Below are 25,192 nucleotides of genomic sequence, written 5' to 3'. Positions count from 1 at the left end.
GTGATCGCGAGTGCACATCGATTTTTGCTGCGATATGCGGCTGCCATTGCGCTGGCCTGGACAGTGGCAGGCACGAGCGCGTTCGCCGGCGCCAAGGACGAAAGCGCGGCGGGGTGGCTCGCTCCGAAATGGTTCAACGACTGGCATGACGGCCTCGCCGACAAGGGCCTGAATTTCGGCGCCACCTACATCGCCGACAACATCGGCAATGTGTCGGGTGGCGTTAAGCGCGGCGCCATCCATTTCGGCCGGCTTGATCTGTCGGTCGATGCCGATCTCGACAAGCTGGTCGGCTGGACCGGTGGCCGCTTTTACGCCAATGCCTTCGTGATCTACGGGCGAGGTCTGAGCCGCAACTACGTCATGAATCTCGCCACCATCAGCGAAATCGAGGCGCTGCCGGACCAGCGGCTCTACAATGCCTATTTCGAGCAGAGCTTCTTCAACGACCGCTTGAACATCAGGGCCGGCCAGCAGGCCGCCGATGTCGAGTTTTTCGACAGCCAGACCGACGATCTCTTCATCAACGGCACCTTCGGCTGGCCGGCGATCAAGGCATCCAACCTTCCGGCCGGCGGGCCGGCGCCGCCGATCGCGGTGCCCGGCATTCGCATCAAGGCCGCGCTGACGGATCAGATCACGGCGTTCGGTGCTGTCTTCAACGGCGATCCGTCAGGACCTGGCGATGCAGATCCGCAGCTTCGCGACCATCATGGTCTCGCCTTTCGCGTCAACGACCCGCCGTGGGTGATCGGGCAGGTTCGCTTCAACTACGCCATCGATATCGGCGGCCGTCCGCTCGCCGGCAATGTCACGCCGGGTGCCTGGAAGCATTATGGCTCCTTCGACAGCCAGCGCTTTACGGCGGAGGTGCAGTCGATCGCCGATCCCGGCGGAAGCGGCATTCCGGCGAAGCTTCGCGGCAATTACGGAATCTTCGCGGTCATCGAGCAGGTGCTCTACCGCCCGCCGGAGGTCAGGGACAACAGCACGTCGGCCTCGCTCGCGGGTGTCACCGCGTTCGGCCGCATCGCCTACAGCCCGCCTGACCGCAACCTGATTGATCTCTATATCGACGGCGGCATCGGCTTCGTCGGTTTCGTTCCCGGTCGACCGCTCGATCGCTTCGGCGTGGCGGCGGCCTACATGCGGATCTCGAACACTGCGCGTCATCTCGACGTCGATACCCGATTCTTCACCGGCATCCAGAGCCCGGTGCGCAGCAACGAAACCCTGATCGAGATGATCTACGAAGCGCATGTCAAGCCGGGCTGGCTGGTCGCGCCGTACTTCCAATATGTGTTCCGTCCATCGGGCGGCATCCCGGACCCGAACGATTCGAGCGGTGTCGCGCGGATCGGTGACGCCGCAATCTTCGGCGTCACCACCACGATCAGGTACTAAGCCATCGCGGCCTGCGGCTTCGGCTTCGGTTGTCGCGACAGCGTCAGCACGATCAGCGAGGCGAACACGCAGAGCGCACCGGCGATGAAGAAGGCGGGCAGGTAGCTCTGATAGACCGTACGCGAGAAACCCGCGCCGAAGGCGGCGGTGCCCGCGCCGAGCTGGTGGCCGGCAAAGATCCAGCCGAACACCAGATTGGCGCGCTCGGGTCCGAATTTCTGCGCGGTCAGGCGCACCGTGGGCGGCACGGTTGCGATCCAGTCGAGCCCGTAGAACATCGCGAAGATCGAGAGCCCATAGAACGAGAAATCGCTGAAAGGGAGGAAGATCAGCGAGAGCCCGCGCAGGCCGTAATACCAGAACAGCAAATAGCGGTTGTCGTAGCGGTCCGACAGCCAGCCCGACATGATGGTGCCGAAGAAATCGAAGATGCCCATCGCAGCCAACAGGCCCGCGGCCTGCACCTGGGGGATGCCGAAATCGAGGCACATCGGAATCAGATGCACCTGCACGAGGCCATTGGTGGATGCGCCGCAGACGAAGAAGGTCGCGAACAGAACCCAGAACGCGCTGCTCTTCGAGGCGTCGCGCAGCGTGCCGAGCGCCACGCCGGTGATCGAGCCGTGGCTGACGGGCGGGGCGGGCAGGGGCTCTGCGCCTTCGTCGCCGAAGGGGCGCAGGCCGACGTCGCTCGGGCGGTCGCGCATCGCGAGCAGGACCGCGAGGGCGGAAACACCGAGCGCGATGCAGACGAAGCCGAGTGCAAGCCGCCAGCCGAAGCGTTCGGTGAGGCTTGCCAGCAGCGGCAGGAACACGAGCTGACCGGTGGCGACACTCGCGGTCATGATGCCGACGACGAGGCCGCGCCGCGCCGCGAACCAGCGCGTCGCGATGGTGGCGCCCAGCACCAGCGCAGTCATGCCGGTGCCGATCCCGATCACCACACCCCACAGCGCGACGAGCTGCCAGACCTCTGTCATGCCGAGCGAGAGCACCAGCGCCGAGACGACGATGAGCTGCGCGGTCAGCGTGACGTTGCGCAGGCCGTAGCGGTTGAGCAGGGCAGCCGCGAACGGCGCCATCAGCCCGAACAGGATGAAGCGGATCGACAGTGCGGAGGAGATCTCCGCCGTGCTCCAGCCGAACTCCTTCTGAAGCGGAACGATGAACACGCCGGGCGCGCCGACCGTGCCGGCGCTGATCAGCGCCGTGAGGAAGGTCACGCCGACCATCACCCAGCCGTAGTGGATATTGCGGCGTCCGAGCGTTGCCGCGAGCCAGTTCGAGATCATTGGGCCTCAATCTTGATGGGCAGGCGAGAGACCTGCGCAAGTTTGCAGAATGGCACGGGACGCGTCTGTCGAAAATGACAGAGTTCCCTCACTTCCGGACTTTCACGTCAGTGCGTCAAGCGCTCCACCGCAATCGCAGTGGCTTCGCCGCCGCCGATGCAGAGCGCCGCGATGCCGCGCTTGAGCTTTCGCGCCTCGAGCGCATGTAGCAGCGTCACGATCAGCCGTGCGCCGGTGGCGCCGATGGGATGGCCGAGCGCGCAGGCGCCGCCGTTGACGTTGAGCTTGTCGCGGGGAATGCCGAGATCGCGCTGCGCCGCCATCGCCACCACGGCAAAGGCCTCGTTGATTTCGAACAGATCGACATCGTCGGCGCTCCAGCCGACCTTGTCGAGCAGCTTGCGGATTGCCGGGATCGGCGCCGTGGTGAACCATTGCGGCTCCTGGCTGTGGGTGGCGTGGCCCTTGATCTCGGCCAGAGCCGGCAGGCCGCTGCGATCGGCGAGCGAGCGCTTCGTCAGGACCAGCGCAGCGGCGCCGTCGGTGTTGGCGGAGGAGGCCGCCGGCGTGATGGTGCCGTTGGCGCGGAACGCCGGCTTCAGCCCGGGGATCTTCGCGGGATCGACCTTCAGCGGATGCTCGTCATTGGCGACGATGCGGGGACCTGCCTTCTCGCTCAGCGTGATCGGCGCGATCTCGGCCTTGAACGCGCCGCCCTCGACCGCCTTGCGCGCGCGGCTGAGCGTTTCCATCGCATAGGCGTCCTGGTCCTTGCGGGTGAACTGATAGGCTTCGGCGGTGGCCTCGCCGAAATCGCCCATGGAGCGGCCGGTCTCGTAGGCGTCTTCGAGGCCGTCCATCATCATGTGGTCGATAATGCGGTCGTGGCCGGCGCGATAGCCGCCACGGGCCTTGGTGAGCAGATACGGCGCGTTGCTCATGCTTTCCATGCCGCCGGAGACGACGATCTCGGCCGAGCCGGCGCGAATGATATCGTGCGCCAGCATGGTTGCTTTCATGCCGGAGCCGCAGACCTTGTTGATGGTGGTGGCGCCGGTGGCGTCGGGCAGGCCGGCGGCACGCGCAGCCTGGCGCGCCGGGGCCTGACCCTGGCCGGCAGGAAGGACGCAGCCCATGAAGACCTCGTCGACCTTCTCCGGCGCAAGCTTGGCACGCTCGAGTGCCGCGCCGATCACGTGCGACCCGAGCTTGTGCGCGGCCAGCGGCGACAGCTCGCCCATGAAACGGCCGAGCGGGCTGCGGACGGCGGAGACGATGACGACGGGATCGGCGGCTTCGGCCATGGGGAGGACTCCCTCAGATGTCAGAATGTAAGATTATGATCATCATATGATGCGGCGCAAAAAATGCAACCGCGTCCGGCATGAGAAATTGTCGTGGGTCAGATGAGATTTGCTCGTTCGAACGGACGAGGCGGAGAGCCTACCGTTTCCGATTCACAAACGCGCCCATCAGCCGCGTCGGCTCGTCCGTCAGGAACGACTCGCCGAAGACTTTGACGCTCAAATTCACCGACTCGGTCAGCGGCAGCTCCTCCCATTGCCGCAGCAGCGCCTTCTGCGAGCGCAGCGCCTCGGGGCCGCATTCGAGCAGGGCCTTCACGAGGTGCTCGACCTCGGCATCGAGCCCACCCTCCGGCGCGACCTTGTCGACCAGTCCCCAGGCCAGCGCCGTCGCCGCGTCGATGTTCTCAGCGGTCATCACCAGCCAGCGCGCGCGGGCCCACCCGATCAGGCGCGGCAGCAGCGCGGCATGGATCACCGAGGGAATGCCGACGCGCACCTCCGGCATGCCGAAATGCGCGTCATGCGCCGCGATCCGGAAATCGCAGGCCGCAGCGACTTCGAGCCCGCCGCCGAGGCACCAGCCGGGCATGCGCGCAATCATCGGGGCCGGGAACGCGCGCACGGCCTCGCAGAGGTCGCGCAGGCGGCTGATGAAGGCCTCGGCGGACTTCTGGTCGAGCCTGGCCATCTCCTTGATGTCGGCGCCGCCGATCATGCTTTTCTCGCTCTGGCCGCGCAGCACCGCAACCCGGATGCTGCGGTCCGACGAGAGCTGTTGCAAGCCTTCGCGCACCGCTTCGGTGACGGGCGAGCCCAAGATGTTCAGCGAGCCGGCGTTGCAGATCGTGACATGAACGACGCCGCGCGTATCGCGCGTCACGCCGCAGTGGTGGTTGAGCATTTCCATGAGAGGATCTCTGAGTTTCGTGGACGTGCGAATACGCCGGTCGGGATCACACTTCCGGGCCGAAATACATTGCTTGTCAAGCGGGCGGGGAGGGAGTTGCCAGCACGAAATCCGCAACATAGTATGATGGAAATCATACAAAGAGGCCGTGATGACCAACATCGATCAACTCGACCTGTTTTCGCCCATGCAGAGGCGCGAGCGGGTGGTGGAGTGGCAGGTGCCTGAGCCGGTTGCGAAAGTGGCGATGGGCCTGTCGGGCATGGACGCGATGCTAGGCATCCGCGACGGACGGTTGCCGCCGCCACCCTTTGCCAAGCTGATCGGCTTCGTCATGGCCGTGGTCGAGCCGGGCCGAATCGTCATGGAACTCGATCCGCGCGAGGATCTCGAGAACACCATCGGCCTCCTGCACGGAGCCACTGCCGCCGCGCTGATCGACACCGCCATGGGGTGTGCGATCTCGACCAGGCTGGAGTCCGGGCAGGGCTCCGTCACCCTCGATCTGAAAATGACCTTCCTGCGTCCGCTCTCGGTCCGGTCCGGGCTGATCGCAGCCGAAGGCAAGGTGATCAAGCTGGGACGCCAGACCAGCTACACTGAGGGCTTCGTGCGGGACGGTAAGGGGGCACTTGCGGTGCACGCAACGGCGACCTTTTCCATGATCGGCAACAATTTTACCGGGAATTAATGCGCCGTCCGGCCGATATCCGTGTTATTAGATGACCTCCGACATCCAATGAGATCCGCATGCGCTATTCCCGGGAACACAAGCAGGAAACCCACGACCGCATCGTGAAGAAGGCCTCCGTGCGGCTGCGCGAAAAGGGCGCCCACGGCATAGGCGTCGCCGACCTCATGAAGGAAGCGGGCCTGACCCATGGCGGCTTCTACGCCCATTTCGATTCCCGCGAGGCGCTTGTGATCGAGGCATTCGACTACGCGATGAATCGCTCGATGGAGCACTGGCGCAAGCAGTCCGATCAGGTCGCGCCGGAGAAGCAGCTTCCCCAGATCGTCGAGACCTATCTCTCGACGGTGCATCGCGACAACCCCGGTCACGGTTGCTCGATCCCCGCGCTCGGCGCCGAGATCGCCCGCGAGAGCCCGAAGACGCGAAAGGCCTTTGCCGGCAAGCTCGACGAGATGATCGAGATGATCACGGACTTCATCCCGAATCTGCCGCGCAAGGCTGCGCGCAAGCAGGCGATCGCGACCCTGGCGACCATGGCTGGCACCATGTTGCTCGCGCGCATCGCCGGCTCGAGCGAGCTATCGGACGAGGTGCTGAAGACGGGCAAGGACAGCGCGCTGGACGGCGCGCGCCGCGAGCCGAAGGTTGCGGTTGCGAAGAAGGCGAAGCAGAGTTAGCGAAAGCCAGAGGCTCCGGACGTTATCGTGAGGAGACCGCACAGCGGTCGTCTCGAAGGATGGCCGCGGGTGAGATGTGGCCTGCATGGTTCGAGACGGCGCTCCGCGCCTCCTCACCATGAGGTGAGGCAGTCGTGCTCCCCTGCAAATTCTACCTTCCCGCAAACAACGCCCGCTCGCGCTCAACGATCTCGCCGATGTAATCCGCCACCGCACGGATCCGCGCGAGGTCCTTGCTGTCGGCGTGCATCAGCATCCAGAAGGTGCGGGTGATCGAGACCTCTTCCGCCAGCACCGCAATCAGCTGCGGATAGTCGGCCGCCATGAAATGCGGCAGGACGGCAATACCGAAGCCGGCGAGCGTGGCGTTGAGTTGCGCGATCAGATTGGCGCTGCGCAACCGTGCGGAGATCTTCGGCGACACCTGCGGCAAATAGTCGAGCTCGGGCGTGAACAAGAGCTCCTCGATATAGCCGACGAATCGATGGTGCGGCAGCACCTCGCGCGAGGTGATTTTCGGGAAGCGGTCGAGATAGGCGGGCGCGGCATAGAGTCCGAGCCGGTAGTCGAGCAGCTTGCGGCCGACGATGCGGCCTTCCTTCGGCATGGTCAGGCTGATGGCGATATCGGCCTCGCGCTTGGAGAGGCTGAACAGCCGCGCGGTGGCCACAAGTTGCAGGTCGAGATCGGGATACCGGTCCGCGAACGGCGCCAGTCGCGGCGCCAGGAACGCGGTCCCAAAGCCGTCGGGGGCGCCGATCCGCACCGTGCCGGTCAGCCGCGCCACGGAGCCACCGACCTGCTCCTGGTTGGCGACGATGGTCGATTCCATGGCTTCGGCGCTGTCGGCGACGCGCTGGCCAGCCTCTGTCAGCAGGTAGCCGGTCTTGCGCCGGTCAAACAGCTTGGCCGAGAGGTGCTTCTCCAGCCGGTCGACGCGGCGGATGACGGTGGCATGGTCGACGCCGAGCTGTTTTGCCGCAGCCGAAACCGAGCCGCCCCGCACGATGGCCAGCACGAAGCGGAAGTCGTCCCAGTCGATAGCGCCTTGATCCAGCATTTTCGCACATCTATGGTGCATTATCTCAGACTTGAATCCTATAAAATGCAGGTCGATAGGATTTGTCAAAGCGTTCAAGCTCGCCTCAAGGAGACCATTCCATGCGTTCAGTCGGACATTTCATTGGTGGCAAAGAGGTCAAGGGCACCTCGGGCCGCACCGCCGACGTTTTCGAGCCGATGACCGGTGACGTCCAGGCCAAGGTGGCGCTGGCGTCCAAGGCCGAGGTTCGCGCCGCCGTGGAAAACGCCCGCGCCGCCCAGCCGGAATGGGCTGCGACCAACCCGCAGCGCCGCGCCCGCGTCATGATGAAGTTCGTCGAGCTGGTGCAGCGCGACTACGACAAGCTCGCCGAGCTGCTCGCCCGCGAGCATGGCAAGACCGTTCCTGACGCCAAGGGTGACATCCAGCGTGGCCTCGAAGTCGCGGAATTCGCCTGCGGCATCCCGCACCTGATGAAGGGCGAATACACCGAAGGCGCCGGCCCCGGCATCGACATCTACTCCATGCGCCAGGCGCTCGGCGTCGTCGCCGGCATCACGCCGTTCAATTTCCCGGCGATGATCCCGATGTGGAAGTTCGCTCCCGCGATTGCCTGCGGCAACGCCTTCATCCTGAAGCCGTCGGAGCGCGATCCCGGCGTGCCTTTGATGCTCGCCGAGCTGATGATCGAGGCGGGCCTGCCGGCCGGCATCCTCAATGTCGTCAACGGCGACAAGGAAGCGGTCGACGCCATCCTCGACGATCCCGATATCAAGGCCGTCGGTTTCGTCGGCTCCACCCCGATCGCGCAATACATCTACGAGCGCGCAGCCCAGACTGGCAAGCGCTGCCAGTGTTTTGGCGGGGCCAAGAACCACGCCATCATCATGCCCGATGCCGACATGGACCAGGCGGTCGACGCACTGATCGGCGCCGGCTACGGCTCGGCCGGCGAACGCTGCATGGCCGTGTCCGTCGCGGTCCCCGTCGGCAAGTCCACTGCCGACCGCTTGATGGAAAAGCTGGTCCCGCGCGTCGAGTCGCTCAAGATCGGCACCTCGATCGATCCGTCCGCCGATTACGGTCCGCTGGTGACGCGCGAGGCGGTCGAGAAGGTCAAGGGCTATATCGACATCGGCATCAAGGAAGGCGCGACGCTCGCCGTCGACGGCCGCGGCTTCAAGATGCAGGGCTACGAGAACGGCTTCTATCTCGGCGGTTCGCTGTTCGACAACGTCGCCAAGGACATGCGGATCTACAAGGAAGAGATCTTTGGTCCCGTGCTCTCGGTCGTGCGTGCGCACGATTACAAGGAAGCGCTGGCGTTGCCGTCGGAGCATGATTACGGCAACGGCGTTGCGATCTTCACCCGCGACGGCGATGCCGCGCGCGACTTCGCGGCCAAAGTCAACGTCGGCATGGTCGGCATCAACGTGCCGATCCCGGTGCCGATCGCCTATTACACCTTCGGTGGTTGGAAGAAGTCGGGCTTCGGCGATCTCAACCAGCACGGCCCGGATTCGGTCCGCTTCTACACCAAGACCAAGACGGTGACCTCGCGCTGGCCGTCCGGCGTCAAGGAAGGCGCAGAGTTCTCGATCCCGCTGATGAAGTGATCCCCTCGGCCGTCATTGCGAGGAGCGCAGCGACGAAGCAATCCAGCATCTTTCCGCGGAGGCGGTCTGGATTGCTTCGCTTCGCTCGCAATGACGAGTAAAAATGAGCAGCCCATCATGCAGTTCGCTCTGAACGAGGATCAGATCGCGGTTCGCGACATGGCGTTGGCGTTTGCGGCGGAAAGGATCGCGCCGCACGCGCTGCGCTGGGACGAGGAGAAACATTTTCCCGTCGAGGTCATGCGCGAGGCCGCCACGCTCGGGATGGGCGGCATCTACATCCGCGAGGATGTCGGCGGCTCCGCCATGACGCGGTTCGACGCGGCGCTGATCTTCGAGGCGCTGGCGACAGGCTGTCCGACCACCTCGGCCTTCATCTCCATCCACAACATGGCGTCCTGGATGATCGATGCCTACGGCAGCGACACCCAGCGCCACACATGGTTGCCCAAGCTCTGCACCATGGAGCTGATTGCGAGCTACTGCCTGACTGAGCCCGGCGCCGGTTCAGACGCGGCAGCGCTCCGCACCCGTGCCGTGCGCGAGGGCGATCATTACGTCCTCAACGGTCAGAAGCAGTTCATCTCCGGTGCCGGCGGCACTGATCTCTTGGTGGCGATGGTCCGCACCGGCGGCGATGGCCCGGGCGGAATCTCGACGCTTGTGATCGACGGCAAGACGCCGGGCGTCTCGTTCGGCGCCAACGAGCGCAAGATGGGCTGGAACGCGCAGCCGACCCGCGCCGTGATCTTCGAGAACGCGCGCGTGCCGGTCGCCAACCGGCTGAGCGAGGAGGGCGTCGGCTTCAAGATCGCGATGGCGGGCCTCGACGGCGGGCGCCTCAACATAACGGCCTGCTCGCTCGGCGGTGCGCAGACCGCGCTCGACAAGGCGCGCGCCTACATGAAGGAGCGCAAGGCCTTCGGAAAGCGCCTCGACGAATTCCAGGCGCTGCAATTCAAGCTCGCCGACATGGCGATCGAGCTGGAGGCCGCCCGCACCTTCCTATGGCGCGCCGCCGCCGCGCTGGATCGCAAGGATCCGGATGCCACCATGCTCTGTGCGATGGCCAAGCGTTTTGGCACCGATGCCGGCTTCGAGGTTGCCAACCAGGCGCTCCAGCTTCATGGCGGCTACGGCTATCTCAGCGAATACGGCATCGAGAAGATCGTGCGCGATTTGCGCGTGCACCAGATCCTCGAAGGCACCAATGAAATCATGCGGCTGATCGTGGCGCGCAAATTGATCGAGGGCGCGCGATGAGTGGAGCGCAGGAGGGCGACCTGGTCGCGCGGGTCGAGGGCGCGGCCGGCATTGTCAGGCTCAACCGTCCGAAGGCAATCAATGCGGTGACGCTGGAGATGTTTCGCGACATCGACAAGGCGCTCGACCGCTTCGAAGCCGACCCCGCCATTGCCGTGATCGTGCTGGAAGGTGCCGGCGAGCGCGGCCTGTGTGCCGGCGGCGACATTCGTGCGCTCTGGGAGAGCTCGAAGGTCGACGGTGACCTCGGCAAGATCCTGTGGCGGGAAGAGTACATCCTCAATGCCCGGATCAAGAAATTCCCAAAACCCTATGTCGCCTTCATGGACGGCATCGTGATGGGGGGCGGCGTCGGACTCTCGGCGCATGCGAGCCATCGAATCGTGACCGACCGCACCAGGCTCGCGATGCCCGAGGTCGGGCTCGGCTTCTTTCCCGACGTCGGCGGCACCTGGCTGTTGTCACGCTCGCCGGGCGAGATCGGCACTTATTTCGGCCTGACTGGCCAGACCATGAACGGCCCCGATGCGATCCATGCGAAGTTTGCCGACGCGGTGGTGCCGGCGGCCAAATGGCCGGACTTGCGCGACGCGCTGACCAAGGTTCGCCTGGGCATCACCGCGGCCGATGTCAGCAAGCTCATCAACGGTTTTGCGACGGGGGAGACCGTGGGGACGGTCGCCGCAAGGGAGCCGGCGATCGACGCACTGTTCGGCTTCGACCGCATGGAAGACATCTTTGCCGCGCTCAAGCGTGACGGTTCCGAGTTCGCGCTCACGACATTGAAGACGCTCAACGAAAAATCGCCGCGCGGCATGGTGGTGACGCTCAAGTTGCTGCGGCTCGCGCGCACCGCGTCCAGCTTGGAAGAATGCCTGGTGCGCGAATATCGCGCTGCGCTGGAAGTCTTCCGCAGCGACGACTTTCGCGAAGGCGTGCGTGCCGCCGTGATCGACAAGGACCGCAATCCGACCTGGTCGCCGTCGCGGATCGAGGACGTCACGCCGGACATGCTCGCGCAGTATCTCGCCGAGATCGGCGCCGACGAACTGAAGTTCAATTAACAACGTCTTTGAAGCGGAGGAAACCAAGATGGCCACGATCGCATTCATCGGTCTCGGCAACATGGGCGGTCCAATGGCCGCCAATCTGGTCAAGGCCGGCCACAAGGTCGTCGCTTTCGACCTCGCCGAGGCCTCCCGCAACCAGGCCAAGGCCGACGGTGCTGGCATCGCCGAGAGCGCGGCGGGCGCCGTGAAAGGCGCCGATGTGGTCGTCACGATGCTGCCGGCCGGCAAGCATGTGCTCGGCGTGTGGGGCGAGGTCGTTCCTGTGGTGACCAAGGGCGCACTGATCATCGACTCCTCCACCATCGACGTCGAGAGCGCGCGGCAGGCGCATGCGCTTGCGGCCAAGCACGGGGTGCTTTCGGTCGACGCGCCGGTCTCCGGCGGCACCGGCGGCGCCAAGGGTGCGACGCTCACCTTCATGTGCGGCGGCGAGGACAACGCGTTCGCAGCGGCAAAGCCCGTGCTGGAGAACATGGGCAAGAAGATCGTGCATTGCGGCGGTGCCGGCGCGGGCCAAGCGGCAAAGATCTGCAACAACATGATCCTCGGCATTTCCATGATCGCCGTGAGCGAGGCGTTCGCGCTGGCCGAGAAGCTCGGGCTCTCGCACCAGGCGCTGTTCGACGTCGCCTCGACCTCGTCGGGCCAGTGCTGGTCGCTGACGACCTATTGCCCGGTGCCCGGGCCAGTGCCGACCTCGCCCGCCAACAACGACTACAAGCCGGGCTTTGCCTCGGCGCTGATGGTGAAGGATCTGACGCTGGCGCAGGACGCCGCCAAGGCCGCGGGCGCGGCGACGCCGCTCGGCAAGCATGCGCAGGAAATCTATCAGTCATTCGACGCAGCCGGCCACGGCGGGGTGGATTTTTCCGGAATTATCAAGCACGTTCGCAGCCTCGCTGAGAAATAGCGATGCTTTGCTCGTAGCCGGGATGGAGCGAAGAGAAATCCGGGACAGCCGCTTCCAATTGCCTAGCTGGCCCCGGATTGCGCTTCGCTCCATCCGGGCTACGCTCGAAGGTCAATTCGACGGGCTCTCACCATGACGACATTTCAGGAAGCGCGCGCGTTTCTACTTCATAACCGCACGGACTACGAGACAGCGGTCAAGGGCTTCCGCTGGCCCGATCCGGTTCCCTTCAACTGGGCGCTCGACTGGTTCGACGCCGAGCTGGCGGCGAATGCGGACAGCAAGGATCGTCCTGCGCTCTGGATCGTCGATGCCGCGCAGGACCGGCAGACCAAGCTCTCGTTCGGGGCGTTGTCGCGCCGCTCCAACCAGGTCGCCAACTTCCTCCGTGCGCAGAGCTTGAAGCGCGGCGATCATCTCCTGCTGCTGCTCGGCAATGTCGTTCCGCTGTGGGAGACGATGCTGGCCGCGATCAAGCTCGGCGTCGTCGTGATTCCCGCAACGACGCTGCTCACCGCCGACGAGCTGCGCGACCGGCTCGATCGCGGCAAGGCGAAGGCGGTGGTGGCAGCGCAGGACCAGGTTGCGAAGTTCGCAAGCCTTGGCGCCGACAATATCGTCCGCATTGTCGTGGGCGAGGCTTCCGATGGCTGGCTTTCCTATGATGAGGCGGCAAAGGCGGCGGAGAGCTTTGCCGCCGACGGCCCGACCAACGCCGATGACCCCATGCTGCTCTATTTCACCTCGGGCACAACCGCAAAGCCGAAGCTGGTGCGGCACAGCCAGCGCAGTTACCCCGTCGGCCATCTCTCGACCATGTACTGGATCGGGTTGAAGCCCGGCGACGTCCATCTCAACATCTCCTCGCCCGGCTGGGCCAAGCACGCCTGGAGCTGCTTCTTCGCGCCGTGGAACGCGGGCGCGACCGTGTTCGTGCTCAACCAGCCGCGCTTCGACGCCAAGGGCCTGCTTGCCACCATCGGCCGCTGCGGCGTCACCACGCTGTGCGCGCCGCCGACGGTGTGGCGGCTGTTCATCCAGGAGAACCTGTCGTCATTCAAGGTGGCCTTGCGCGAGGTCTGCGGCGCGGGCGAGCCGCTCAATCCGGAAGTGATCGACCAGGTGCAGGCCGCCTGGGGCCTCACCATCCGCGATGGTTACGGGCAGACGGAAACGACAGCGCTCGCCGGCAACTCGCCGGGGCAAAAGATCAAGATCGGCTCGATGGGCCGGCCGCTGCCGGGCTATCGCGTGCAAGTCAGCGACGCCGATGGTCATCCGGCCAAGGAGGGCGAGGTGGCTCTGGTGCTCGGCGAAAACCGCCCCGCCGGCCTGATGCAGGGCTATCAAGGCGACAACGGTGGGCTGTCCGGGGCCGAAGGCGAGCTTTATCGCAGCGGCGACGTCGTGTTCGAGGACGATGATGGCTATCTCACCTTCGTCGGCCGCTCCGACGACGTGTTCAAATCCTCCGACTATCGCATCAGCCCGTTCGAACTCGAGAGCGTGTTGCTCGAGCACGAGCTCGTCGCGGAAGCCGCCGTGGTACCAAGCCCGGATCCGATCCGGCTGGCGATTCCCAAGGCCTTCGTGCTGCTGGCATCCGGCGCGGAGCGCTCGCCGGAAACCGCGCTCTCCATCTTCAGGCATCTGCACGCGCGCCTGGCGCCGTTCAAGCGCATCCGCCGCCTCGAAATCGTGACGGAGCTGCCGAAGACGATATCGGGAAAGATCCGCCGCGTTCAGCTCAGACGTCTCGAGCGCGACGACGACCGCAACGATCCCCTGCGCGGTCGGGAATTCCGCGAAGAGGATTTTCCGGAACTGCCGAAAACACGGAGCGAGACCTAAGTGAACGAAGTCTGGAAGAAGCCGCCGATTTCCTTGGACGCCTATCAGGCCATGGTCGGCAACGAGATCGGTGTGTCGTCGTGGCACCTGGTCGATCAGCCCCGCATCGACACCTATGCCGATGTGATCGAGGATCACCAGTTCATTCACGTCGACCCGGAGCGTGCGAAGAAGGAGACGGCGTTCGGCACCACCATCGCGCACGGTTTCCTGACGATGTCGCTGCTGTCGATCATGTCCTACGAGGTGATGCCCGTCATCGCGGGCACCACGATGGGCGTCAATTACGGCTTCGACAAGCTGCGTTTCATCTCGCCGGTACGTTCGGGAAAACGCGTGCGCGGCCGTTTCGTGCTGGCGGAAGCCAAGCTGCGCAAGCCGAATGAATTGCAGTCGCGCACCAACGTCACCGTGGAGATCGAAGGTGAGGACAAGCCCGCGCTGGTTGCGGAGTGGCTGGGGTTGATCTATTTCGCCTGAGGTGGGCCGTCGCTGCCGGACTTGACCCGGCAACCCAACGCTGCTCAAAAGCCGTTCAAATCGCGCTCGGTGCACCCTCTCCCCTTGCGGGAGAGGGTGGCGAAATCGAGCGGAGCGAGATGAAGCCGGGTGAGGGGTATCTCTCCACACGCTCATCTGCCGAGACAGACCCCTCCGGCGCCGTAGCCAACGCTACGCGTTGGCGTTTTAACTAGGAACGGCGGCCGTTGGCCGCCTATGCCACCTTCTCCCACAAGGGGAGAAGGGAAGACAGCACAAGGAAGCACAATGGCAATCAGGTTCGACGGACGCGTCGCCATCGTCACCGGCGCGGGGAATGGTCTGGGGCGCGCGCATGCGCTGGGATTGGCCAGCCGTGGCGCCAAAGTGGTCGTCAACGATTTCGGTGGCGCGCGCGACGGCAGCGGCGGCTCGCTCTCGCCGGCGGAAGCCGTGGTCGAGGAGATCCGGAAGGCCGGTGGCATCGCCATGGCCGACGGCGCCGACGTCTCCAATTTCGAGCAGGTCACCGCGATGGTCGAGCGCGCCACCAAGGAATGGGGCAGCGTCGATCTCTTGTGTGCCAATGCCGGCATTTTGCGCGACAAGTCGTTCGGCAAGATGGAAGCGGCCGATTTCCAGAAGGTGCTCGACGTGCACCTCGTCGGCACCTTCTATTGCTGCAAGGCGGCCTGGGCCGGCATGCGCGATCGCAACTACGGCCGCATCGTGCTGACGACGTCGTCCTCCGGCCTCTACGGCAATTTCGGCCAGGCCAACTACGGAGCAGCCAAGTCCGGCATGGTCGGCCTGATGAACGTGCTGGCGGAAGAGGGCCGCAAGTCCGACATCCGCGTCAACATTATCTCGCCGACGGCGGCAACCCGCATGACGGAAGAGCTGCTGCCGCCGCAGGCGCTGGAGTTGATGAAGCCGAACGCGATCACGCCAGCGGTCGAGTACATGCTGAGCGAGGATGCGCCGACCCGCACCATCATGGGCGCTGGCGCCGGCTCGTTCGCGGTGATCAAGATCGTCGAGAGCGAAGGCATCAACCTGCCGGAGTCCGAGTGGACCCCGGATGCGGTCGCGGCGCATTTCGCCGAGATCAGCGACATGTCGAAGGCGAAGGCGCTGCAGGGCGCTTTCGAGCAGACGCAGAAATACGTGGCGCAGGCCGCTGCGCGCGCCGGGGTTAAACTCTGACAGCCGTCGCCGTCATCGGCGCCGGCCCTGCCGGGCTGATGGCGGCCGAAGTGCTCGCGCACGGCGGTGCTCGCGTCACCGTCTGCGATTCGATGCCGTCCGCTGGCCGGAAATTCCTGATGGCTGGCCGCGGCGGACTTAATCTCACCCACAGCGAACCGCTGCCGCAGTTCATGGCGCGCTACCGCGAGGCGGCGCCGAGACTGCAGGCTGCGATCGAAGCGTTTTCGCCTGACTCGCTGCGTGCCTGGAGCGAGGCGCTGGGCGAGCCGACCTTTGTCGGCTCCAGCGGGCGTGTGTTTCCGAAAGCGTTCAAGGCATCGCCATTGCTGCGCGCCTGGTTGCGACGCCTCGATGCCGCCGGCGTGCGCTTTGCCTTTCGGCAGCGCTGGATGGGCTGGAACCGGGACGGACGGCTGGTCTTTGACCCGCCCGGCAGCGGCGCTACCGTCGCCGCGGACGCCACAGTGCTGGCACTCGGCGGCGCCAGCTGGCCGCGACTAGGCTCCGATGGCGGCTGGACGACGATCCTGGCCGACAAAGGCGTTGCGATCTCGACGCTGCGGCCAGCGAACTCCGGCTTCACAGTCGCATGGTCCGAAATCTTCCGCACGCGCTTCGAAGGCCAGCCACTCAAGGGCATTGCGCTGTCCTTCGGCCCACACCGGGCGCGCGGCGAGGCCATGATCACAAGCGGCGGGATCGAGGGCGGGGCGATCTATGCGCTGTCGGCCGAACTGCGCGAGGCGATCGCGGCGAACGGCGAAGCGGTCCTTCACGTCGCCTTGCGGCCGGATATCGATCATGGCGAACTCGTCAAGCGCCTGTCCGCCTCGCGAGGCAAGCAATCCTTCTCCAACTTCTTGCGCAAGGCTGCGCAGCTGTCGCCGGTCGCGGTCGGGCTGCTGCAGGAGGCCACCATCGGTGCTGGCCAGTCGTTGTCGGCCGTGTCGGCCGAAGGTTTGGCGGAGCTCATTAACGCCGTGCCGATCAAGCTCACGGGCGTAGCGCCGATCGCGCGCGCGATCTCCAGCGCCGGCGGGATTTCTCTCGATGAACTCGACTCGGACTTCATGATCCGCAAGCTGCCGGGCGTGTTCGCGGCCGGTGAGATGCTGGACTGGGAGGCGCCGACCGGTGGCTATTTGCTTCAGGCCTCGTTCGCGACGGGGGCTGCGGCGGGCAGGGGCGTGTTGCGACGGCTCGCCCTGAAGGACGGGTAGAGCGCACGCTCCACCCATCCCACGGAGCCCTACCTCAGTTTTCCCCGTGCCGCCACCGGCAGCGTGCCGATGATCTCCTCACCGCGCACCATCACCACTTCGTCCATCATGTTGACGACGACGCAGACATGATTGGGCACGACCCGCACGACGTCGCCGACATTGGGCCGGGTGTTGCTGCGGGAGAGGTCGAGGAAGCCGTGCTCTTCGGCGAAGCGTGCGATCTTCGCTTCGGGGTGCTCGAGGATGAGGCCGTGGCCGTCGAGGCCGCCGGTGTCCGTCGTCAGAGTCTTCGAGCCCGCGTCGAGGATGCCGCGCTCAGGCGCGGCGCGGCTGACCACCGTCGAATAGATGTGCAGCGCGCAGTCATCCCAGGTGGCGACGCCCGCCGCGACCTGCATGCGGTCGTTATAGATGTAGGTGCCGAAGCGGTGCTCGGTGCCGCCCTTGAGCTTGCCGAGATTCTTCAGGTTCGGCGTTCCGCCGGTCGAGACGATTTTTGCATCCAGCCCGTGCGCGCGCACGCCGGCCAGAGCTTCGTCATAGAATTTTTGCGCGTCCACCCAGCCGGTCTCGGTCGGATACATCATGAAGCCGGCGAATTGCAGTCCCTTGGATGCGGCAATCTCCTGCGCCAGCGCAATCGCCTCGGCGGGCGTCTCGACGCCGGCGCGCTTGCGTCCCGTGTCGCATTCGACCACGACCGACAGCGGTCGGCCTGAGGCCGCGGCGGCCTTGGGCAGGCCGGCAACGACGGTCGAATTGTCAGCGGCGACCGTCATGTTCGCCTTCGCCTGCAGCGCCCCTAACCGCGCCATCTTCTCTTCGCCGAGCAGATTGTAGCTGATCAGGATGTCATCGATGCCGGCATTGGCCATGATCTCGGCTTCACCGAGCTTCTGGCAGGTGATGCCCTTGGCACCGGCAGCGATCTGCATCTTCGCGATCGTCGGGTTCTTGTGCGTCTTGATGTGAGGACGGTTGGCGATCCCGGCGTCGTCGCAAGCCTTCTGGATCCGCGCGATGTTGCGCTCGACCTTGTCCATGTCGATGACGGCGCAGGGCGTGCCGTATTCGCGGGCGATCTTGGCGGCAAGGGTCGTTGTCATGGAAGTCTCTGAGTTGGCGCGCATTCCGTTTGCAAAAGCGGTGCCCACTTTTGCGAATGCACGCTAGGCCTGTTCAATCTCTTCGCGCCGCACTTCGAGCTCCAGCCATTTGTCCTCGGCCTCGGCCAGTTCCTTTTGCGCCTTCGTCAGAGCGTCGGAGGCCTGGTCGAAGCGCTTGCGATCCTTTCGGAAGAGATCGGGGTCGTCAAGGAAGCGCTGCTGCTTGGCGATTTCGGCCTGCAGTTTGGCGATGGTCTTGGGCAGCGTCTCCAGCGCGTGTTGCTCGTTGAAGGTCAACCGTCGTCTCGCGCCGCCGGACGGCGCAACTGATCGCTGCTCTCTCGTCTCTTCGACGGCCTTCGCTGTCGCGCGCTTCACGTCGGCGCCGCGCTGGGCCAGCATGTCGGTATAACCGCCGGCGTATTCGAGCCAGCGTCCGTTGCCCTCGGGCACGATCACAGACGTTACCACGCGGTCGAGAAAATCGCGATCGTGGCTGATCAGGATCACGGTGCCTTCATAGTCGCTGAGCATCTCCTCGAGGACGTCGAGGGTCTCCAAGTCGAGGTCGTTGGTCGGCTCGTCCAGCACCAGGAGGTTGGAGGGTTTTGCCAGCGCGCGTGCCAGCATAAGCCGGCCGCGCTCGCCGCCCGACAGCACCTCCAACGGCGTGCGCATCTGCTCCTGGGCGAACAGGAAGTCTTTCATGTAGCTGACGACATGCTTCGGCTTGCCGCCGACCATGACATGGTCGCCGCGGCCGCCGGTGAGCGCCTCGGCCAGCGTCGTCTTCGGATCGAGACTTTCCCGATGCTGGTCGAGCGTGGCCATCTCGATGTTGGCACCGAGCCGTATGCTGCCGCTGTCCGGTGCGCTGGCGCCGGTCAGCATCTCGATCAGCGTGGTCTTGCCGGCGCCGTTCGGGCCGACGATGCCGATGCGATCGCCGCGCTGGACGCGGATCGAGAAGCCGTCGACGATCTTCCGCTCGCCATAGGACCGGCTGATATTCTTGGCCTCGATGACGAGCTTGCCTGACTTGTCGGCCTCGGCAGCCGCGAGATTGGCGTTGCCCGTCGCGCCGCGATGGGTGCGGCGCTGGTCGCGCAGCGCGTGCAGGTTTCCCAGCCGCTTGACGTTGCGCTTGCGGCGGCCCGAGACGCCGTAACGCAACCAGTGCTCCTCGTTGACGATCTTGCGGTCGAGCTTGTGCTGGTCGCGCTCTTCCTCCGCGAGCACCTCGTCACGCCAGGCCTCGAAGGCACTGAAGCCGCGGTCGATCTGCCGGATCTGGCCGCGGTCGAGCCAGGCGGTGCTGCGCGAGAGATTGCCCAGGAAGCGCCGATCGTGGCTGATAATCACCAGCGCGCAGCGGCGGCTCTCCAATTCGCCCTCCAGCCATTCGATGGTCGGAAGATCCAGATGGTTGGTCGGCTCGTCCAGCAGCAGGATGTCGGGTGAGGGCGCCAGCACGCGCGCCAGCGCGGCGCGACGCGCTTCGCCGCCGGAGACATGCGCCGGATCTTCTTCGCCGCTGAGACCGAGCTGCTCGACCAGATAGCGCGCCTGATAGTGGTCGTCGCCGGCATTGAGGCCGGCCTCGACATAGGCCAGCGTGGTGGAGAAACCGGAAAAATCCGGCTCCTGCGGCAGGTAGCGGATGGTAGCGCCGGGCTGCACGAAACGGCTGCCGCCATCCGGTTCGACCAGGCCGGCGGCGATCTTGAGCAGCGTCGATTTGCCGGACCCGTTGCGGCCGATCAGACAGACGCGCTCGCCGGTCGACACCGACAGTTCGACGCCTGCCAGGAGCGGCGTGCCGCCGAAGGTCAGCTTGATATCGCGCAGTTGAATCAGCGGTGGCGCCATGCGGTGTCTCAGTCCTGTCTTGTTGCGGCCTGGTCGGCGCGGCGGCGCTGGATGCGGCGGATGGTCTGGTCGAGCGTCGACAGAAACGTCGAGCGGTCGCGCGGCGAATAGGATTTCGGACCGCCGGTGACTTCGCCGGCCGAGCGTAAATCGGTCATCAGGTTGCGGACGGCGAGCGTCATCCCGATCGATTCCTCGGTGAACGCCTTGCCGTTGGACGCAATCACATCGGCGCCGGCCTTCACACAGCGGCTCGCGAGTGGAATATCCGAGGTAATGACGATATCGCCGGGCCCGGCGCGTTCCGCGATCCAGTCATCGGCTGCGTCCATGCCGGCACCCGCGGCGACCCGCTCGATCAGCGGATCCTGGGGCACGCGGATGAAATTGCCCGCGACTACGCTCACGGGCAGGCCGTGCCTGCCAGCGACGCGATAGATCTCGTCCTTCACCGGACAGGCGTCGGCGTCGACATAGATGCGGGTGGTGTTTTGAGGGTTCGTCATGGTCCGTAGATGGGGCTTGCGAAGCGGTTCCGCAGCAGCCGCGTGGTACCCCATTCGGATCGCAAAGGCGAGGGGATTGACCCCGGTTCCTCAGGGCCTACGATCGGCCCGAAACAACAAGAATTTGGGGAAAGCCAAGCCATGCCGAACCGGCTCGAAACCTATCGCGTCGAGGCCTACAACACGGCCAAGCAGTCCGAAAACAAGATGCATGACGACAATGTGGCGCGCCGCTTCGGATTTTCCGGCGGGCTGGTCCCCGGCGTCGACGTCTTCGCCTACATGATGCATGTGCCGGTGGCGCGCTGGGGCCGCGATTTCCTATCGCGCGGGTTGATCGAGGCGCGTTTCATCAAGCCGGTCTATGACGGCGAGACCGCCGACGTCGATGCGACCGAGCACAACGGACTGCTCACGATCGAGGTGTTCAGCCGCACCGAGCTCTGTGCCACCGGCACGGCGTCGCTGCCGGCGACTGCGGCTGCGGTGTCGTTGAACGACTATCTCGAGGTCCCCGCGATTGCCGAGCGCAAACCGGTCAGCGCGGCAACATTCGAGACCGGCAAATGGCTCGGCACGACGCCGCGCCGCTGGGCCGGGCAGGATGCGGCCGACTATCTCGCCGACATCCGTGAGACCGATCCGATCTTCGCGGGCGAGGGGCTAGGCCACCCCGGCCTGATCCAGCGCGTCATGAACCGCGTGCTGGTGGACAACACGATCCTCGGCCCCTGGATCCATGTCGGCAGCCGCATGCAGTTGCTGTCGGCCGCACGCGCCGGTGACGTTATCACCGCGCGGGCCAAAGTCACCGCGAACTACGAGAAGAAGGGCCACCGCTTCGTCGAGCTCGACGCGCTCGTGGTCGCCAATGGCACGACGCCGCTGGCGCACTGCCAGCACATCGCGATCTACCAGCCGCGCGAGCAGGCGGTGGCGTAGAGCGCGGGCGAAGAGAGGCAAGTACACGGCTCCAAGCTCGGTGTCATGCCCCGCGAAGGCGGGGCATCCAGTACGCCGCGGCTTCTCCGTAAATCACTGCCGCCTCAGAGTACTGGATCGCCCGGTCGAGCCGGGCGATGACAGTGAGCTTGTGGAGGCAGATGGGCAGCGCTACGCCGCTTTCCCCTTGGCATCCTGGATCGCCCGCCACACGCGCTCCGGCGTCAGCGGCATGTCGATGTGCTTGATGCCGTAGTCGGAGAGCGCGTCGATCACCGCGTTCACGACCGTTGACAGGCTGCCGGCGCAGCCGGCCTCGCCGCAGCCTTTGCTGCCGAGTGGATTGGTCGTGGCCGGCACCGGGTGGTCGCCGACCGTCATGTTCGGAACGTCCTCGGCGCGCGGCAGTGCGTAGTCCATCAGCGAGCCCGTGATCGGCTGGCCGCTCTCGTCGTAACGGACGTGCTCCATGAGAGCCTGGCCGATGCCCTGGACAACGCCGCCATGGAGCTGGCCCGCGACCAGCAGCGGGTTGATCACCGTGCCGAAATCGTTGACCGCGCTGTAGCGCACGATCTGCACGACGCCGGTCTCGGGGTCGATCTCGACCTCGGCGACATGGCAGCCGTTCGGGAAGGACGACGGCACCGGTTCGCTGGTGTGATCGACGTCGAGGCTGTCGGGCACGCCATCCGGGGTCTTGCCGTCGTGCAGGCGCTTGGCGAGCTCCATGATGTCGATGCTGCGGTCGGTGCCGGCGATCGTAAAGCTGCCGCCTTCGAATTCGATGTCGGCTTCGGATGCCTCGAGCATGTGCGCGGCGGCGCGCTTGCCCTTTTCAATCACGAGCTTGGCGGCGCCCACGATCGCCATGCCGGTCGCGGTGATCGAGCGCGAGCCACCGGTGCCATTGCCGGTGTGGACGATATCGCTGTCGCCCTGCACCAGCTTGACGCTGTCGAAGGGGACGCCGAGCTGCTGGCAGAGTACCTGCGCGAATGCGGACGCGTGGCCCTGACCGTAATCGAGCGTTCCGGTGATGAGCTGCACCGAGCCGTCGGGATCGAACACGATCTTGCCGAGTTCGACGCCGGGAGGTGCGGTCACCTCCAGATAGGAGCCGACGGCGATGCCGCGCAGCTTGCCGGACTTCTTGCTCTCCTTCTTGCGCTTGGCAAAATTCTCGTGGTCGGAGATTTCGAGCGCCTTGTTGAAGACAGCCTGGAAGTCGCCGCTGTCATAGGTGACGCCGGAGGACGCGGCGAACGGCATCTGGTTCTGCTTGATGAAGTTGCGCTTGCGCAACGTCAGCCGATTGATGCCCATCTCATCGGCGGCGCGGTCGATCAGCCGTTCCATGTAGTAGTTGGCCTCGGGCCGGCCGGCGCCGCGATAGGCGCCCATCAACGTGGTGTTGGTCAGCACCGTCTTGATATCGACGGCCATCAGCGGTGTGCGATAGACGCTGGAAAAGTTCTTGCTGGTGTTGAGCGAGAGCGGACTGGGCGCAACGCCGGTGATGTAGGCGCCGAGATTGCCGTAGCCCGAGAGCTTGGCGGCGAGGAAGTGCCCCTCGGCGTCCAGCGCGAGCTCGGCGTGAATCTTCTGCGCACGGCCGTGGCTGTCGGACAAGAAGCTGGTCGAGCGCTCGTCCAGCCATTTCACCGGCCGTCCCAATTCCTTGGCCGCATACAGGATGCACATGTACTCGGGATAGTTGACGTTCTTCATGCCGAAGGAGCCGCCGACATTGGCGGTGAGGATGCGTACCTTCTCGTTCGGCACCTTCAGGTTCTTGGCGAGATTGGCGCGGTTGCCGGCGACGCCCTGCGTCGGCATCTGGATGGTGTAGCGCTCGGTCTTCTTGTCATAGGACGCAAGGCCGACGCGCGGCTCCATCGAGACCACGGCGACGCGGGTGTTCTCGATGTCGACCTTGGTCACGTGAGCGGCGCTGGCGAAGGCGGCGTTGACCTTCTCGATGTCGCCATAGTGGTAGTCGAGTGCGACATTGTTGGGGATGTGGTCGTAGAGTTGCGGCGCGCCAGGTTTTGCGGCTTGCTCGGGATCGGTCACCGCCGGCAACGGCTCGATATCGAGCTCGACCGCCTCGGCCGCGTCGCGCGCCTGGGCCAGCGTCTCCGCGACCACGAAGGCGACGGGATCGCCGACGAAGCGGACCTTGTCGGTTGCGAGCGGCTGGCGGTTGGTCTGGAGCAGGGGAGAGCCGTCACGGCTCTTCAGCGGCAGGCCGCAGGTGAAGGGGCCGTAGCCGGCCGCATCGAGGTCCTTGCCGGTCCACACCCCCAGCACGCCCGGCATCGCCCTGGCGGCGTCGATGTTGATGCCGCGAATGGCGCCGTGGGCATGGGTCGAGCGGACGATCACGGCATGGGCCTGGCCCGGCAGGTTGAAATCGTCGGTGTAGCGGCCCTTGCCGCGCACCAGGGTATCGTCCTCCTTGCGGCGGACCGGCTGCCCGACGCCATATTTTTGCAGTGCAATAGCGTTTTCGAGCGTGGAAGATTTGGTGTGTTCTTGCATGGAATTGACCTGAAAAGCCGGCAATTGCGCGGTTTGGGGGGCGCCTGGGGGACCGGACCCCTCAAAAATAGCCCACCGGCCCGTTCACGACAACGCACGAATGGGCATGGTCCCATGTGATGCGTTGTTGCGCAGGATTGGCGCGCTGCTAAGGTTTCAGGCGAAAAAGCAATTCCAGCTCGGCCTAACCGGCCGCGGAAAGACAGTTTGTATGAATGACCACACGCGGCTCCGCGACGGCCTTGCGCCGCACGGTGAGCTGGGGTCGATGGCGGCGGCGTTCGCCACTGAACCGGCCGTCGGCGCGCAAGCGCCGGGAACCGGCGTCTACGCGGCGCTCGACCTCGGCACCAACAATTGCAGGCTCCTGATCGCCTGTCCGACCCACGACGGCTTTCGCGTGGTCGATTCCTTCTCGCGCATCATCCGGCTCGGCGAGGGCGTCTCGGCAACCGGGTGTATCAGCGAGGCCGCGATCGAGCGCGCCATCGTGGCGCTCGGGATCTGCCGCGACAAGATCAACCTGCGCAAAGCCAAGCGATTGCGGCTGATCGCCACCGAAGCCTGCCGCGCTGCCTCGAACGCCGAGGGCTTTCGCAGCCGCGTCGCTGCCGAGACCGGGATCGAGCTCGAGGTGATCGACCGCGAGACCGAGGCGGCGCTCGCCGTGCTCGGCTGCTCGCCGCTGGTCGATCCCAGGGGGCGCGGCGCGATCCTGTTCGACATCGGCGGCGGCTCGACCGAGCTGGTGCGGATCGAGCGCGACGCCGCAAATCCGGAGCCGCGCATCAAAGCCTGGATGTCGATTCCGTTCGGCGTGGTCACGCTTGCCGAACAGTTCGGCGGGCGCGACGTGACGCCCGAGATCTACGCCGCGATGGAGCGCGAGGTCGCCCACCACATCAAGCCGTTCGCCGAACAGCATGGCGGCGATCTCGCCGACATGCATTTGCTCGGCACGTCAGGCACTGTGACGACGCTCGCCGGCATCCATCTCAATCTCGTGCGCTACGACCGCCGCCGCATCGACAGCGTCTGGATGAACGATACCGACGTCACCGCGACCATCAACAAGCTGCTCGGCATGAGCTATGAGGAGCGCGCCGGGAACAGCTGCATCAGTATCGAGCGCGCCGATCTCGTGCTGGCCGGCTGCGCCATCCTCGACGCGATCCGCCGTGCCTTTCCCCTGCCACGCCTGCGCGTCGCCGACCGGGGCCTGCGCGAAGGCATGCTGGTCGAGATGATGCGCGAAGACGGCGCGCTCAGGAGCTGGTGAG

Annotated in this window: 21 protein-coding genes; 13 read left to right on the top strand and 8 right to left on the bottom strand. The window is 65.2% G+C overall.

Annotated features, from left to right (window positions below; all coding sequences use genetic code 11):
• Positions 1 to 1,404, top strand: coding sequence for a carbohydrate porin (locus tag AC0L2J_RS03375; RefSeq protein WP_473387189.1), 1,404 nt, complete (start codon positions 1 to 3; stop codon positions 1,402 to 1,404).
• Here AC0L2J_RS03375 and AC0L2J_RS03370 read toward each other — a convergent pair.
• The 3 genes from AC0L2J_RS03370 to AC0L2J_RS03360 all read right to left on the bottom strand — a co-directional run bounded on the left by AC0L2J_RS03370 (position 1,401) and on the right by AC0L2J_RS03360 (position 4,910).
• On the bottom strand, positions 1,401 to 2,696 hold the full coding sequence (locus AC0L2J_RS03370; RefSeq protein ID WP_473248446.1) for an MFS transporter: 1,296 nt from the start codon (positions 2,694 to 2,696) through the stop codon (positions 1,401 to 1,403). The genes AC0L2J_RS03375 and AC0L2J_RS03370 overlap by 4 nt on opposite strands.
• Positions 2,697 to 2,803: 107 nt before the next feature.
• The gene (locus AC0L2J_RS03365; protein ID WP_473387187.1) at positions 2,804 to 4,000 is read right to left on the bottom strand and encodes an acetyl-CoA C-acyltransferase; all 1,197 of its coding nucleotides are present in this window, start codon (positions 3,998 to 4,000) and stop codon (positions 2,804 to 2,806) included.
• Between the two features lie 139 nt (positions 4,001 to 4,139).
• A complete protein-coding gene (locus AC0L2J_RS03360; RefSeq protein ID WP_473387184.1) occupies positions 4,140 to 4,910 on the bottom strand; it encodes an enoyl-CoA hydratase in 771 nt (256 codons plus the stop codon).
• 151 nt (positions 4,911 to 5,061) lie between these two features.
• Here AC0L2J_RS03360 and AC0L2J_RS03355 point away from each other — a divergent pair, with 151 nt between their 5' ends.
• Both AC0L2J_RS03355 and AC0L2J_RS03350 read left to right on the top strand, forming a co-directional pair.
• Positions 5,062 to 5,601 carry a PaaI family thioesterase gene (locus AC0L2J_RS03355; protein WP_473387182.1) on the top strand — a complete coding sequence of 180 codons (540 nt, stop codon included), beginning with the start codon at positions 5,062 to 5,064 and terminating at the stop codon, positions 5,599 to 5,601.
• 59 nt (positions 5,602 to 5,660) lie between these two features.
• On the top strand, positions 5,661 to 6,281 hold the full coding sequence (locus tag AC0L2J_RS03350; RefSeq protein ID WP_473387181.1) for a TetR/AcrR family transcriptional regulator: 621 nt from the start codon (positions 5,661 to 5,663) through the stop codon (positions 6,279 to 6,281).
• Positions 6,282 to 6,432: 151 nt separating this feature from the next.
• Here the strand turns inward: AC0L2J_RS03350 and AC0L2J_RS03345 are convergent, their stop codons facing one another.
• Complete coding sequence (locus tag AC0L2J_RS03345) at positions 6,433 to 7,341, bottom strand: LysR family transcriptional regulator (RefSeq protein ID WP_007609106.1); 909 nt, start codon at positions 7,339 to 7,341, stop codon at positions 6,433 to 6,435.
• A 101-nt stretch (positions 7,342 to 7,442) separates the two neighbouring features.
• Here AC0L2J_RS03345 and AC0L2J_RS03340 point away from each other — a divergent pair, with 101 nt between their 5' ends.
• From AC0L2J_RS03340 to AC0L2J_RS03305, 8 genes are all read left to right on the top strand, one after another.
• Positions 7,443 to 8,939, top strand: a complete 1,497-nt coding sequence (locus tag AC0L2J_RS03340) for a CoA-acylating methylmalonate-semialdehyde dehydrogenase (protein ID WP_473387178.1) — start codon at positions 7,443 to 7,445, stop codon at positions 8,937 to 8,939.
• A 117-nt stretch (positions 8,940 to 9,056) separates the two neighbouring features.
• Positions 9,057 to 10,202: an isobutyryl-CoA dehydrogenase gene (locus tag AC0L2J_RS03335; RefSeq protein WP_473387176.1), complete on the top strand. Its 1,146-nt coding sequence runs from the start codon at positions 9,057 to 9,059 to the stop codon at positions 10,200 to 10,202.
• Positions 10,199 to 11,266, top strand: a complete 1,068-nt coding sequence (locus tag AC0L2J_RS03330; RefSeq protein ID WP_473387173.1) for an enoyl-CoA hydratase/isomerase family protein — start codon at positions 10,199 to 10,201, stop codon at positions 11,264 to 11,266. The genes AC0L2J_RS03335 and AC0L2J_RS03330 overlap by 4 nt, the downstream gene beginning before the upstream one ends.
• Positions 11,267 to 11,294: 28 nt before the next feature.
• Complete coding sequence (gene mmsB, locus AC0L2J_RS03325) at positions 11,295 to 12,182, top strand: 3-hydroxyisobutyrate dehydrogenase (RefSeq protein WP_473387171.1); 888 nt, start codon at positions 11,295 to 11,297, stop codon at positions 12,180 to 12,182.
• 132 nt (positions 12,183 to 12,314) lie between these two features.
• Positions 12,315 to 14,033, top strand: a complete 1,719-nt coding sequence (locus tag AC0L2J_RS03320; protein ID WP_473387169.1) for an AMP-binding protein — start codon at positions 12,315 to 12,317, stop codon at positions 14,031 to 14,033.
• Positions 14,034 to 14,513: a MaoC family dehydratase gene (locus AC0L2J_RS03315; protein ID WP_473387166.1), complete on the top strand. Its 480-nt coding sequence runs from the start codon at positions 14,034 to 14,036 to the stop codon at positions 14,511 to 14,513.
• Between the two features lie 288 nt (positions 14,514 to 14,801).
• Positions 14,802 to 15,719, top strand: a complete 918-nt coding sequence (locus tag AC0L2J_RS03310) for an SDR family NAD(P)-dependent oxidoreductase (protein ID WP_473387162.1) — start codon at positions 14,802 to 14,804, stop codon at positions 15,717 to 15,719.
• On the top strand, positions 15,716 to 16,942 hold the full coding sequence (locus AC0L2J_RS03305) for a BaiN/RdsA family NAD(P)/FAD-dependent oxidoreductase (protein WP_473387237.1): 1,227 nt from the start codon (positions 15,716 to 15,718) through the stop codon (positions 16,940 to 16,942). The genes AC0L2J_RS03310 and AC0L2J_RS03305 overlap by 4 nt, the downstream gene beginning before the upstream one ends.
• Positions 16,943 to 16,971: 29 nt before the next feature.
• Here the strand turns inward: AC0L2J_RS03305 and AC0L2J_RS03300 are convergent, their stop codons facing one another.
• The 3 genes from AC0L2J_RS03300 to AC0L2J_RS03290 all read right to left on the bottom strand — a co-directional run bounded on the left by AC0L2J_RS03300 (position 16,972) and on the right by AC0L2J_RS03290 (position 20,426).
• The gene (locus AC0L2J_RS03300; RefSeq protein ID WP_007609122.1) at positions 16,972 to 18,051 is read right to left on the bottom strand and encodes an alanine racemase; all 1,080 of its coding nucleotides are present in this window, start codon (positions 18,049 to 18,051) and stop codon (positions 16,972 to 16,974) included.
• A 63-nt stretch (positions 18,052 to 18,114) separates the two neighbouring features.
• Positions 18,115 to 19,920, bottom strand: coding sequence for an ABC-F family ATP-binding cassette domain-containing protein (locus tag AC0L2J_RS03295; RefSeq protein WP_473387160.1), 1,806 nt, complete (start codon positions 19,918 to 19,920; stop codon positions 18,115 to 18,117).
• A gap of 8 nt (positions 19,921 to 19,928) precedes the next feature.
• Complete coding sequence (locus AC0L2J_RS03290; RefSeq protein WP_007609125.1) at positions 19,929 to 20,426, bottom strand: YaiI/YqxD family protein; 498 nt, start codon at positions 20,424 to 20,426, stop codon at positions 19,929 to 19,931.
• Positions 20,427 to 20,567: 141 nt separating this feature from the next.
• Here AC0L2J_RS03290 and AC0L2J_RS03285 point away from each other — a divergent pair, with 141 nt between their 5' ends.
• Positions 20,568 to 21,368 (top strand): hypothetical protein, encoded by an 801-nt coding sequence (locus AC0L2J_RS03285; RefSeq protein ID WP_473387158.1) that lies wholly within the window; start codon positions 20,568 to 20,570, stop codon positions 21,366 to 21,368.
• Between the two features lie 171 nt (positions 21,369 to 21,539).
• On the opposite strand, the gene AC0L2J_RS03280 is transcribed toward AC0L2J_RS03285, so the two are convergent.
• Complete coding sequence (locus tag AC0L2J_RS03280) at positions 21,540 to 23,912, bottom strand: xanthine dehydrogenase family protein molybdopterin-binding subunit (protein ID WP_473387155.1); 2,373 nt, start codon at positions 23,910 to 23,912, stop codon at positions 21,540 to 21,542.
• A gap of 211 nt (positions 23,913 to 24,123) precedes the next feature.
• Between AC0L2J_RS03280 and AC0L2J_RS03275 the strand changes: the two genes are divergently transcribed.
• Complete coding sequence (locus tag AC0L2J_RS03275) at positions 24,124 to 25,191, top strand: Ppx/GppA phosphatase family protein (RefSeq protein WP_473387151.1); 1,068 nt, start codon at positions 24,124 to 24,126, stop codon at positions 25,189 to 25,191.
• Position 25,192 lies beyond the last annotated feature (1 nt).

This window comes from Bradyrhizobium sp. MV1.5, from assembly GCF_055807615.1.
The sequence above is the reverse complement of the archived record's forward strand: the minus strand, read 5'-3'. Positions and strand labels throughout refer to the sequence as shown.